The 12,681-nt window shown below is 66.5% G+C and carries 10 protein-coding genes; 6 read left to right on the forward strand and 4 right to left on the reverse strand.

Annotated elements, in window-relative coordinates:
• Window positions 1-25 precede the first annotated feature (25 nt).
• The gene (locus tag B9C43_RS09345; RefSeq protein ID WP_143446197.1) at window positions 26-652 is read left to right on the forward strand and encodes a hypothetical protein; all 627 of its coding nucleotides are present in this window, start codon (window positions 26-28) and stop codon (window positions 650-652) included.
• Complete coding sequence (locus B9C43_RS09350) at window positions 649-1,599, forward strand: hypothetical protein (RefSeq protein WP_084425477.1); 951 nt, start codon at window positions 649-651, stop codon at window positions 1,597-1,599. The genes B9C43_RS09345 and B9C43_RS09350 overlap by 4 nt, the downstream gene beginning before the upstream one ends.
• Here B9C43_RS09350 and B9C43_RS09355 read toward each other — a convergent pair.
• Together B9C43_RS09355 and B9C43_RS09360 are read right to left on the reverse strand one after the other, a co-directional pair.
• A complete protein-coding gene (locus tag B9C43_RS09355) occupies window positions 1,541-2,341 on the reverse strand; it encodes a hypothetical protein (RefSeq protein ID WP_235038508.1) in 801 nt (266 codons plus the stop codon). The genes B9C43_RS09350 and B9C43_RS09355 overlap by 59 nt on opposite strands.
• Window positions 2,329-6,708 (reverse strand): WD40 repeat domain-containing serine/threonine protein kinase, encoded by a 4,380-nt coding sequence (locus B9C43_RS09360; protein WP_084425479.1) that lies wholly within the window; start codon window positions 6,706-6,708, stop codon window positions 2,329-2,331. The genes B9C43_RS09355 and B9C43_RS09360 overlap by 13 nt, the downstream gene beginning before the upstream one ends.
• Before the next feature lie 73 nt (window positions 6,709-6,781).
• On the opposite strand from B9C43_RS09360, the gene B9C43_RS55465 reads away from it, so the two are divergent.
• Window positions 6,782-7,621, forward strand: coding sequence for an SRPBCC family protein (locus B9C43_RS55465; protein ID WP_235038509.1), 840 nt, complete (start codon window positions 6,782-6,784; stop codon window positions 7,619-7,621).
• 9 nt (window positions 7,622-7,630) lie between these two features.
• Window positions 7,631-8,632: an aldo/keto reductase gene (locus B9C43_RS09370; RefSeq protein ID WP_084425481.1), complete on the forward strand. Its 1,002-nt coding sequence runs from the start codon at window positions 7,631-7,633 to the stop codon at window positions 8,630-8,632.
• A gap of 27 nt (window positions 8,633-8,659) precedes the next feature.
• Here B9C43_RS09370 and B9C43_RS09375 read toward each other — a convergent pair whose 3' ends face one another.
• Window positions 8,660-9,400 (reverse strand): thioesterase II family protein, encoded by a 741-nt coding sequence (locus B9C43_RS09375; protein WP_235038510.1) that lies wholly within the window; start codon window positions 9,398-9,400, stop codon window positions 8,660-8,662.
• Complete coding sequence (locus tag B9C43_RS09380) at window positions 9,397-10,656, reverse strand: cytochrome P450 (protein ID WP_084425482.1); 1,260 nt, start codon at window positions 10,654-10,656, stop codon at window positions 9,397-9,399. The genes B9C43_RS09375 and B9C43_RS09380 overlap by 4 nt, the downstream gene beginning before the upstream one ends.
• Before the next feature lie 337 nt (window positions 10,657-10,993).
• Between B9C43_RS09380 and B9C43_RS09385 the strand changes: the two genes are divergently transcribed.
• Entirely contained in the window at window positions 10,994-12,313 is a 1,320-nt protein-coding gene (locus tag B9C43_RS09385; RefSeq protein ID WP_160096430.1) for a condensation domain-containing protein, read from the forward strand.
• Window positions 12,291-12,626 (forward strand): phosphopantetheine-binding protein, encoded by a 336-nt coding sequence (locus tag B9C43_RS55470; protein ID WP_160096432.1) that lies wholly within the window; start codon window positions 12,291-12,293, stop codon window positions 12,624-12,626. Before B9C43_RS09385 ends, B9C43_RS55470 begins: the two co-directional genes overlap by 23 nt.
• Window positions 12,627-12,681 lie beyond the last annotated feature (55 nt).

Here is a 12,681-nt window from a genome sequence, read left to right on the forward strand (position 1 = left end):
AGCCCGAGCCCGAGGGGAAATGCCGTTGAGTCGTACTGCAGTGGTGTTGTTCGCCGTCGCCGGAGGCGCGTTCGTCGCAGCGACCACGCTCACCGCCGTGGTGATCTCCGCCGACATCCCTGAGCGTTCCAGTGATGCCGCACCGCCGGTCAGCCCGCTGGCGGCAATCGCGACAACCGAGACGTCGCGGACGGACGGGCTGCCCGCGTGCCTGATCGGTACGTGGCGGAGCATCGAGGAGTACACGACGTACAAGTTCTACACCGACCAACCACCGTTCGGGTTCACCGGACGCGGCCGGTTCCTGATCCTGCGGCCGGACGGCACAGGCGGGGAACGGCGCGAAGGCTTCACCCAGACCGGCCGCTACCGCGGCGGTGAGCAGCGAATGGTCAGTGACGGCACGTACGAGTTCCGGTGGAGCGCGGACGCCAAAGCCATCACGTATCAGGGACCGGTCACCGCCTCGATGACCTTCCGGTACTACGACCACCGAGGCCTGCTCAACACCCAGCCGCTGCAACCGGACCCGAACTGGAAGGAGGTCGACGAGTTCACCTGCACCGCGACCCGGTTGACCGAGACCAGTACGTCCGGCACGGGTTACCGGTCCGTGTGGGTCCGTACCAAGGAAACCGGGGTGTACGGATGATCCGCGTCCTGATCGCGACGGCGTTGCTGACGTTGCCCACCCCGTCGCCGGTCGACCCGGTGGACATCGCCGAGCCCGCGATCGTCTCGGTCAGCGTGACCTGGCACGGCTGGGTCCGCGACAAGCAGACCGGCGAGGTTTTCGGTGGCGCCAAGGGGTACGAGGTCAAAGCCAGCTGCCCAGGGGCGGTGATCAACCCGGCCGGATACGTCGTGACCACCAGCAGTTGCATCCACAGTGGAGTGGACGGCGGCAGTGGCGCGCTGTTCGACGCGGCGATCAAGGACCTGGCCAAGGTCGGCCGGATCGGTGATCCCTCGGCGGCACGCAAAACGCTGGCCGAGCGCGCGGTCGCTGAAGGGCCTGCGCCGGACCGTTCGCTAGGCCGTGTGGTCAAGGTCGACCGCGACAACGCCACCGTGGTCGATCTGCTCGCACCGGCCGACGGCGACATCGCCGTGCTGTGGATCCCCCGCTCTGGTCTGCCTTCCGTCGAAGTCGGTGCAGCTGGGCCGATCCACACCATGCGAGACGGTCTCGCCCTCGACGCGCAAGGCCGCCTGATCGGTCTGGCCCGCCACAACGACAGGGTCGCCCAAGCCCATGTGGTCAACGGTCTGATGCGGGACATCAAACCCGCTCTCGGCACCCACGACCGCAATTACCGGACAGGGTTGGAACGGTATTACGCCAGGGCCTATGACTCGGCCGTGGACTACTTCACCGCTGTGGTCGCGGATTCCCCCACCCACGTCCACGCCGCGCAGTTCCGGGACAAGGCCATCGCCAAGGGAGGTGCGCCGAGCAGCGGTCATGACCTCATGACGCTTCTCGCGTACATCCTCGGCGCAGTAACACTGATCGCAGGCGGCCTCGGCGTATGGCTGGTCAGACGACAGGCCGCTGCCGAGCGACACGCTCCACTTCAGCCAAGTCTGACACCGTGACCAACCGCATTTCCGCCGCACGACGGGCCACGGCGAACCGGACGTTCTGCAACCGGCCGTCGTGCGGCGCGGAGTACGGATCGTCGCGCGCACCGAAGGCGATCGCGGAGATGACCCGGATGGCGTCGTCGACCCGTTGCGGCCGTTGCAGATTCCAGGCGTAGCCGTGCCAGTAGAGAACCCGTTCGTAGATCTCGCGGTTCGACGGCGGCCTCGGGTAGTCGTCTTTGCCGACCAGCCAAGGTTCGGTCAACGCGAGGGCCACATACCAGTCGCGGCTCTCGCGGATCAGGCCTGGCCCAGCGCTGGTGACCTGGCCAGTCGGGCTGCCGGGCACGTCGGACGGCGCGTCCGCAAGGGTGACGTCGATGCTGATCAGCAGGTCGGCGAAGCCTTGCGCGGTCTGCCTGCCGAGCAGGATGACCAGCTGGTTCTCGCCGTCGTCCAGCAGTGCGGACATCGACCTTGTCATGATCACCCGGCGCGCGCCGCCGGGTGCGTCGAACAAGCCGGACAGCTGCGCTTCGCCCGAGCCAAGCCATTTCAGCGTGACGGTGGCCGTGCCGACGACGAGTTCACCGACCAACCGGGAGATGTGTGGCGCGCAGCCAGGCAAGGTCAAGGCGATGGCGCCGGGTTTGAGCGCGTAGTGCGGTGCCCGTCCGAACAGCAACGACTCCCCCGGCTTCAGTACGACCGAAGCCATTCCGGTTCCCCGAACGACGACACTCAGTTCGGACACGACGGCACACTACCGCGATCCGGCCCGAGCGACGCCCACTGATCGGCCATCGCCGCGCGGTCCAGCCGAGCGCACACATCCCGGACAGCGTTGTCCGTGTTGAGATCCCAGATCCGCGCGCTGCCGTCAGCGGACGCACTGATCACCCGGGCGCCCGTGGCGTCGAAGGTAGCGTCGTTGAGGGCGTCGTCGTGCCGGTCCAGCCGGGCGAGCGGCTGGCCGCTGGGGAATTCCCACAGCCGCAGGACGGTGTCCTGGCTGGCGGTCACCATGGTCTTTCCGTCAGGGGTGAACCGGATCTTGCGGATCGGTGCGTCGTGCCCGTTGATCGTGCCCGTCGCCTGGCCGTCCTGTACCCGCCACAGCCGCACGACCCGGTCCGAGCCGCCGGTGACGAGAGTCTGGCCGTCCGGGGTGAACTCGGCGTCCATCGCGATACCGTCGTGGCCTTCGAGGATCTTCATCGGCCCAGCGGGATCGGCGAGGTTGAGCAGCCCGACCTTGCCCGCCGACAACGTGACCGCCAACGTACGGCCGTCGTCGCTGTAGACGACCGATGTCGGGTAGTTCACCGCGGGGATCGGTTTGTTGCGTGGCTCCTGCCTGGTCGGCCTGCGGCTGGTCATCGTCAGGTTGTCGGCGGCGAGGAAGACGACCTCGTCCCGGTCGACGTCAGTGCCTGCCTCGGCCGACGACTTTCCGGCAACGGCGACGGTTTTTCCGTCCGGGCTGATCGCGAGTTCGGTGAATTCCGTGCCAGGCCTGGAGAACCTCGCTTTCTCACTGCCCGTGGCCACATCCCACGCGACAACGGCGCCGTCGAGTCCGACCGAGATCAAGCGCGACCCGTCCGCGGTGAAGGTCACTGCCGTGGCTTTGTTGCCGTGGGTGAACTGCCGGATCTGGTCACCGGTCGCACTGTCCCACAACCGGATTGTCCCATCGGCACCGATCGTCGCGAGCAGCTTGTCGTGCGACGCTACCCCGACCAGTGGCGTGTCCCTCGGGCCGAACACAGCCTTCTGGAACGCCCACACGGTGATCTGGCCCACCGAGTCGGCACTGAGGAATGTGTGGCCGTCGCCGGTCATCGCGAGCGAGAACGTCGTGACCGAACCAGTGCCGAGTCCGAGCATCGCGGTCCCGGACGCGACATCCCAGATGTTGATCGCGGTCCCGGAACCCGCTGCGAGCACTGCCGTCCCGGCCGCGTTGAACGTGACCGCGCTCAGGCCGCCTTCGCTGGCCTGCTTGTCCATCACCTGTGTCCACTTTGCTGTGTCCCATAGTCGCATGTGGCCATCGGGGTCGACCGTCGCGAGCGCGGTTCCCGTGCGGTTGAAGGCGATCGCGCTGACCTCATCGGTGTGGCCGGTGAGAGTCGCGACGACCGCTCCATCGTTCGCCTGGCGGACGATGACGTTGTTCTCACTGGTGGACGCGATGAGCTTGCCGTCCGGGCTGTAGGACGTCACCAGCGAACCAGGTGCGGCGAACCTGGCGGTTTCGGTGAGCTTGGCCGTGTCCCACACGGTCATGCCCTGTTCTGTGAACGCGGCGAAGGACGACCCGTCCGGTGCGATCTGCCCATCGATCGCCTTGATCGGCACCGCGAAGAGCTGCTTGCGCTCCGGCACGTTCCACAGGGTCACCAAGCCCTTGAGGACGTTGGCCGCGACCAGCAACCGGCCGTCTCTGGACATGGAAACCGAGCGATACCAACCGTCATCGTCGTTCAACACAGCCAACTGCTTGCGGTTGGGCACATCCCACAACCTCAGCGAGCCGTCACGGCCACCGCTTGCGGCGATCTTGCCGTCGTCGCTGATCGCGACCGCGGAGATCGGCCCGTCGTGGCCGGACATCCGGCCACGGTAGTGATCTGTCTGCACGCCAAGCAAAGCGCTGCGGCTTTCGATCGTCTGCCCGGCTTGCCACGACCCCAGCGCCAGCAGACCGGTTCTGGTGTGGTCGATGCCTCTGGCCAGTTCGGACTCGGCGGCGAGCTGGCGGGACAGGTTCAGCTGCCGTCCCAAATCAGCGCGGTCACGTTCGCTGCTCGCGGCTTGTTGCAGCTGTGTCGCCACGACCACCGCACCCGTCGCCACGAGCAACAGAACGCTCAGCGCGGCGACCATCGTCCGCAGGCGTCTGGTCCGCTTGCGGGCCGCGATAACACCCGCGTGCTCGGCTGCGTTGGAGCGGTCCAGGAAATCCTGCTCAGCGGGCTGCAGCTGGGTTCGTCCCTGCTCAAGCCATGCGTTGACGGTCGCCAGCCGGGCGCCGCGATAAAGGTCGTCTTCCTGCTGCCCGGAGTCCGCCCAGACACGGACGGCGTCGGTGAACCGCCGGTGCTGGATGAGACCCGCGCGGTCTTCGTCGATCCAGTCACGTAATCGCGGCCATGCGGTGAGCAGCGCTTCGTGGCTCAGCCGGGCGCCCGTGGCGTCGACCGTGACCAGGCGGGACGCGATCAGGCCGTCGAGGATGTGCCCGCCGATCTCGTGCGGATCGACGCGCCGCCGGGCGACCGCGCCGTCGTCGGACACTGTGACCAGACGCAACAACACCGAGCGGAGCACCTCTCGCCCTGGCGGGTCCAGCTGGGCGTAGATGTCCTCCGCGGTACGGGACACCGCGCCGTCGATCCCGCCAGCCCGGCGGTACGCGGCGAGCGTGAGCGTCGTGCCTTCGCGGAAGTTCCACGCTTCTCGCAGCGCGTGTGCCATTCTCGGCAGCGCGCCAGGGTCGTACCCGGCCTCGCCACGAACCCCGAGATCGGCGATCAACCGTTCCGGCAGGCCAGGTTCGATGTCCACGCCGAAGTCCCGTGCGGGCTGCACGATCGCCTGCCGCAGTTCCGTCGCGTCCATCGCGCCCAGCAACACCGGCGCGGCCAGCGCCGGGATCAGCGGTGACAGTTCGATGCACCGGTCGACAAGGTCGGCCCGCACCGCCATCAGAACCAGCGCCGGGCGGGCATTGGCCAGAGCCGTGGCGAACGCGCGGCGGTCCTCGTCCGGGACGCCGTGCGTGAACACCTCTTCGAACTGGTCGATCACGATCACCATGCGTTTGCCGCACAGCGACCCGAATTCCTGCGGCTGGTGCCTGATCCGGGCGGCCAGTTCGGCAGGCTCCCCGGCGGCGTGCGGCGCGATCGCGGCCGCCAACACCCCGATCGGGTCCGGTCCTGGCGTGATCACGACATGCGGCCACTCGGTCAGCGTCGGCAGCAGACCAGCGTGCAGCACCGACGACTTGCCCGCGCCGGAAGCGCCCACCAGCACGACGGGCTCGCCGCCGTCGAGCTGTTCTGCCATTCGTACCAACAGATCCGTGACGACGTGCGCGCGGCCGTGGAACAGATCGGCGTCCTGTTCGTCGAACCCGACCAGACCCGGATAGGGCGCGGTCGCGGTGATCGGTTTGGTCGGTTTGTGGCGTGGGGCCGACGATCGGAGGATGGCTTTGACGAGTTTCGCCTGGTCTTCGGTGGCGGGTGCGGCTTTCTCGGTGGCTCCGGCGTACGCGGCCGCCTTCGCCGCGGTGACCAGCTCGGTGGTGGTGGCGAACCGGCGAGCGGGATCTTTGGCCATACCACGCATGACCACGGCGTCGAGTTCCCTGGTGATGGCCGGGTCGAACACCGAAGGCGCGGGTGGCGGCTGCAGCAGGTGCGCCGCGATCTTGGCGGCCGGGTCGGACGCGGGATGGGCCAGGCGGCCGGTCAGGCATTCGAACAACACGCAGGCCAGGGAGTACTGGTCGGAACGGCCGTCGACGTGGCCTGCCGACAACCGTTCCGGGGCCATGTAGTCCCACGTGCCGATCAGGTCGCCGGACCTGGTCAGCGCGGTCGCCTCGGGCGACGTCTCCCGGGCGATGCCGAAGTCGGCCAGGTAGGCGTGGTCGTTCTCGCCGAGAAGGATGTTGGACGGCTTCACGTCCCGGTGGATCAGGCCTTCGGCGTGCGCGGCGTCCAGTGCGGACGCCACCTGGCCGAGGATCTTCATCGCGCGGTCGGGGTCGACCGTGCCCGCGCCCAGCGCCCGGCGCAGGTCGGTGCCTTCGATCAGCATCATGTCGATGAACAGGTCACCGTCGATCTCGCCGAAGTCGTTGACCGGGATGACGTTCGGGTGCGTCAGTGCGGCGGCCAGCCGGGCCTCGCGCTTGAACCGGGCCCGGTAGTCCCGGTCGGTGACCGAACCGGGGAGCCGCTTGAGCGCGATCACCCGGTCGTTCACGGTGTCGTACGCGCGGTGGACCACACCCATGCCGCCTCGCCCGAGCAGGCCTTGGATCCGGTAATGGCCGAAAACCGGGACATCCGTGGGTTCCGCGTTCAGTGCACCCGCCACCATGGGGGGAACCTACCGATCCGGGCGACACCTCCGCGTCGGCAAGTTTGCCGTCAACGGCGGATACTTGATCGCGATGGGAATCGTGTACTCGAGCGTCGTGGACGCTCCGTTGCAGCAGGTGTTCGACTGGCACGCCCGGCCGGGCGCACTGGTCCGGCTCAGTCCGCCGTGGCAGCCGGTCCGCGTCGTGCAGGAGTCCGGCTCGCTGCGGGACGGCACGGCGATCCTGGGACTGCCCGGCGGTCTGCGCTGGATCGCCCGGCACCAGGCCGCCGGTTACCGCCCGCCGGACGTGTTCGTCGATCATCTCGAAGGGCCGCTGTCCCGGGTGACGTACTGGCGTCATCGGCACGAGTTCGCGGCAGAGGGGCCGTCCCGGACGCGGATGACCGACCGGGTCGAGACTCCGGTGCCCAAGTTCTTGCTACGGCCCATGTTCGAATACCGGCACCAGCAACTGGCCGCCGATTTGGCTGTGCACGCGGCTTACAGCACGTCGCCTCTGACCGTGGCGGTGACTGGTTACGAGAGTGCTGTCGGCACTGCGTTCACTGCGTTGTTGTCCACGGGTGGGCATCGTGTTGTCCGGTTGAAGCCCGATGATCCGCTGGACGGCGTCGATGGCGTGGTGGACCTGGCCGGTTCGGCCGTCGAACTCGCGCGGCTCGCGGCCCGTAGCGGGGTGCGTGTTTTCGTGACCACGTCACGTTTCAGGGACGACACCGCTGGGATACGCATGGTGTGGGTGCGGCCGTCGAGCCTTGGGCGCGACCACCTCTGCGACTTCTACCTGCGCGCGCTCGTCGACGACCAATTGGCCGGGCCGGTGAACGCCGTTTTGCCCGAAACCAAGCCTGTTCGTCCATCGGGGAACTTGGCCAAGTCCATAGTGGACTGGGTGGCCAGCCGGTAGGCTCGCCGCATGAAGTACCGCACGATCGGTCAGGATCCCAAGACTCGCCGCGAAGTCAGTGTGCTCGCATTGGGCGCGATGCACTTCGGTACGGGCACAGACGAGGAGACCGCGTTCGCGATCCTCGACCGGTACGTCGATGCCGGGGGCACGTTCATCGACACGTCCAACAACTACGCGTTCTGGGTCAACAGCAGCCAGGGCGGGGAAAGCGAAGCAGTTCTGGGCAGGTGGCGGGCCAGCCGTCAGGTCAGCGACGACGTACTCGTCGCCACCAAGCTCGGTGGCCGCCCGATCGCGGCGGGCTTGGACTTCGCCGCGACGGCCAAGCCGGAGAACATCGAAGGCTTGTCCGCCAAGGCGATTCGCGAGTCCGCCGAGCGTAGCCGGGAAACGTTGGGGCTCGACCGGATCGGGCTGCTGTACGCCCACGTGGAGGACGCCGCCACGCCGTTGCAGGAAACCGTCGAGGCTTTCGCCGAGTTGGTCGCCGACGGGACAGCCGGCTTGCTGGGCGTGAGCAACCACTGGTCCTGGCGGGTGGAGCGGGCCCGCGCGCTCGCCGCGGCCGCTGGTTTGCCGGGTTACGAAGTCCTGCAATACCAGCACAGTTACCTGCGAGCCCGGACCGACAGGCCTGGACGTCGTTCGCCGTACGGGAACCAGGGCTATGTGAGCGGCGATCTGCTGGCGTATCTGCGTGAGACGCCTGAGTTGACGTTGGTGGCGTATTCACCGCTGCTTGGCGGTGCGTACGTCCACGCTGACCGGGACCTGGGCCCTGATTGGGATCACGCCGGGAACCCGTTGCGACGGGCCGCTTTGCAGGAAGTTGCGAACGAGACCGGCGCCACAGTCAACCAAGTTGTGCTGGCGTGGATGATCGGCGGTGAGCTCCCGATCATCCCGCTCGTCGGCGCCTCGTCGGTCAAGCAGATCGAGGAAAGCATTGCCGCTGTTGACCTTGAGCTGACCGAGGAGCAGCGCGCCAAGCTCGACTCCACCTACTAGCACCCCTCGTGGGTGTTTTGGCCGGTTCTAACCGGCCGAAACACCCACGAGGTCTTTGGTGACGGCGCCGAGCATCTGGGCGGTGCCCGCATCGGTGAAGAAGTGCGCGCCGGGCAGGATGTTCAGGTCGAACTCCGCGCTGGTTTCCTGTCCCCACGGCAACATTCGGGCAGGGGATGCTTCCCTGTCGTCGTTGCCGGCGAATGCCCGAACGGGCACAGTCAACGGTTCCCTTTCGGGCACCGGGCACGTACCGACGACCTTCAGGTCCGCGCGAACCGTCGGCAGGAACAACTCAAGCAGGTCCGGGTGGTCGAACACGACCGCGGACGTCCCGCCCAGTTCCTTCATGTACGCGGCAAGGCCTTCGTCGCTTTCGTCCCAGCCTCGGACCGGCAACCGCAGTGCCGGTGCGGCACTACTGGCGACGAAAAGCTTCACAGGAAGCGGTAGTCCGCGCGACCGTAGCTCGTAGGACAGTGCTAACGCTACACGCGCGCCCATGCTGAATCCGTAGCAGGCAAAGGGTTTGTCCAGTATTGGAGTCAGCGCGTCGATCAGGTCCGGCACCAGTTCGGACATCGACTCGTACGGCGGTTCGGCGTGCCGGTCGTCACGGCCCGGCAGCTGGATCGCGACTGGTTCGATCACGTCAGGCAACAGCGTGTGCCACGTCCGGAACATCGACGCCGTGCCGCCCGCGTAATGGAAGCACAGCAGCCGGATCCGGCCCGCGTTGCTGGTTCCGTACTGGCGCAACCACTTCACTTGCGGCGCCGGGCCGTGATCGGCACGTGCTTGTAACCGGAGACGAAATTGGACACCAGCCGCTCCGGCTGGCCGGCCAATTGGAAGTCCTCGTACCGGCTGAGCAGTTCCTCGAAGAGGATGCGCAAGGTCACGCGCGCGACACTGTGGCCGACGCAGTAGTGCGGTCCGGCGCCGAAAGCCAAGTGTTTGTTGGGTCTGCGGCGGATGTTGAACGTGGACGCGTCGGCGAACTCGTTGTCGTCACGGTTGGCCGCGCCGAGCCAGACCACGACAGCGTCACCCGCTTTGATCCGGGTACCGCTGAGTTCGACGTCCTGGGTGGCGTAGCGCAGGAAGTGGTTCACCGGCGAGGCCCAGCGCAGGGCCTCTTCCACCGCGGTCACGGTGACCTGCGGGTGCGCGGCCCAGTCGCGCAGGATGTCGGTCTCGGTGAACTCGGCCATCACGAAGTTGGGTGAGTGCGGAGTGGTCACGTTGGCGCCGAGCAGCAGGCTGTAGCAGTTCGACACGATCTCGCCGAGCGACATATGCCTGCCCTCGAACTGGGTCGTGATCAGAACGCTGATCAGGTCGTCGCCGAGGTGTTCGCGCCGGTGGCGGACCAGTTCCTGGAAGTAGCCGAACAGTTCGTGGTGTGCGAAGGCCAGTGTCAGGCCGCGCCCGGCCGCGCCGAGGTACTCGGGGTCGTCCGGCGCGATGCACGTGGTGTTGATCCTGGTCAGCCAGTCCCAGTCGGACTCCGGCAGGCCCATCATGGTGCCCGTGACGGCCATCGGCATGTCCAGCATGGCGTTGCCGAAGTCGAACACGCCGCCGTCGCCGATCGGCTCGATCAGCCGGAGCACCTTGCCGCGGATCATTTCCCGTTGCCGGTCAACGGCTTTGATCGCCAGGGCCTTCTTCAGCCTGGTCTGCATCTCGGTGTGCCGTGGCGGGTCGGTGACCGCGAGTTGTGTACCCCCCGCTGGGTCGTCCGTTCCGAGCAGATCGAGCAACGTGCCGCGTTCGGACGTGAACAGGGCGTGATTGCTGAGCACGTAGTCGGCGTCGGCGAACCGCACGGCCGAGTAGAAGCCGCGCTCGGCGTCCACCTGTTGCCAGCTCAAGCCTTCCACGGCCCGGAGCCGCCGCCACACCTCGTAGGCGTTGCCGTCGCTGTACAGGTTCGGGTCGACCAGATCGTCCCCGCCGAGGTGCACCGGGCAGCGCGCGGCCGGAGTCTGGTGAATGGTTGATTCGTGTACTCGCAACATTCCGCCCTTTGCTTTCCCGGGACCGCTGCTGGGCGTGCGAAATGGATCTTCAAATAAGAGCACGTTCCCAGACACGGTCGACCGATCTCCCCAGTCGCCGGGCCAGCGTGACATGGCTGCGAACACCGTGTCAACGCAGCCAACTATGCGATTCGGTCCAATTGCAGATCTGCCTGCCCTTTAGGGCATCGCTCTGGATACATCGCTGCAGAAAGCTGAAATGCGTAACGTGAGCCTGTTTTGGAAGGGCGTTGACATCGGCAGTGAGCGGATTTAACGTACCCGGCAGCCACTCGGGGGGAAGTAGCGCAGGGGGTCAGTTCGCGTGGGTAACGCAGTGACAGATAACGCCATCTGGAAATTGGCGACACCGGCCCAGCAGGGCATTTGGGTTCTGGACAAGGACGACAAACTACGGCCGACATATCTCATTCCTACGGTGCTCGAGTTCACCGGTGGAGTCGATAACGCCATTTTGGCCGAGTCGGCTCAGGCCGCGCTCGGCAGGCATCCGGCATTGCGGTCGCGGTTCCGCCTCGACACCACCACGCTGCGCGTGGAGTACCGGACCGACGGACCGGCTGGTGAAGTCGGTTTCATCGACGCGCTCGCCGACGGCTGGACCGCCGAGGAGCTCGACCGGCTGGTCGACATGCTCTGCTGGACCCCGTTCGACCTGGCCACCGAGCCGCAAGCGCGCGGCGAGGTCATCAAGGCCGACGAGAACACGACTTTGCTGGTGCTGACCATGCACCACATTTCCTTCGACGGCTGGTCGCGGCATCTGCTCGTGAACGAGGTCATCGCGAATTACCAGGCGATATCCCGTGGCGAGCGGCCCGCCACGACCATGTCGATCGACCCTGCCGACGTGGTTGTGCCACCGCAGCCGGACGCGGAGCGCGTGGCCGAAGCCGTCGAACGCCTACGTGGCGCCCCCATGACTGTGGAGCTGCCATACGACCGGCGCCCGGCACACGCTTCGGTTCTCGGCGCGAACCTCTCCGTTGAATTGGACGAGGAATTGACCGGCAAGGTCATGGCGGTCGCCGGGCAGGAGGGCTGCACCCCCTTCATGACCGCGGTAGCCCTGCTGGCAGGCACTTTGTCGCGATGTTCGGGCCAGCGGGACTTCTTGTTCGCGCTCGGCTGGCCAGGCCGTGAGGATCCGGCGACCGCGGACGCGATCGGCATGTTCATGTGCACGCTCGTGTTGCGTGTCCGATTCGACGACTCCACAACCTGGCGTGAGCTGCTGCGCAACGCGCGAGCCGGCGCGATGGAAGCGTTCATGGACAGCGATGTGCCGTTGGACTCGATCGCGGCCGCGCTCAACCCCGGCCGGCAAGTGCTGTGGCCGCCGTTGACCCCGGTGCTGGTCAACGTGGACGACCTGCCACTCGAGCTGCCCCTCGCACCCGGCGTGACCGGCAGATACCGGCTCGACGGCCCGGTGTACACCAAGTACGACCTTGACCTGTTCGTCCGGCTGGACCAGTCCGGATCGGGCAGCCGCATGACGCTGGCGATCGACTACCCGACGGATCTGTTCGATCAGCCGACGATCGAAACACTGCTTTCCGGCCTACGCCGTAGTGCCGTTGACCTCGCCTATTCCACAGAGGAGCCGTTCCGTGTCCGACCAGCAGACCGCTGACGCGCATTTAACCGATGCCGACGAACGGCTGGAGATCGTCCGTTCGGTATGGCGGGAAGTACTCGGCGTCGCCGAAGTAGCCGACGACATCACCTTTTTCGACCAGGGTGGTGACTCGCTGCGTCTTGTCCTGCTCGTAGAGCGACTCAATCAGACAACCGGCCGCGCGCTGAAAACTGTCGATCTTTTCAGGGCCGGAACCGTCAAGGGTCATTCCAAGCTCCTCGCCGAATCGGACAATTCCGCCACCTCCGGTTTCCGTGGCACCAGTCGTGCCGATTTGATCAACGCAGCGCGGGCGCGCCGTCCGTAATAGCCGTCAATTCTCTTAATCTGCACCCTCACTCATTCCAATTGCCCACGGAGGC

This window comes from Kibdelosporangium aridum, from assembly GCF_900176515.1.
Classification (GTDB): domain Bacteria; phylum Actinomycetota; class Actinomycetes; order Mycobacteriales; family Pseudonocardiaceae; genus Kibdelosporangium; species Kibdelosporangium aridum.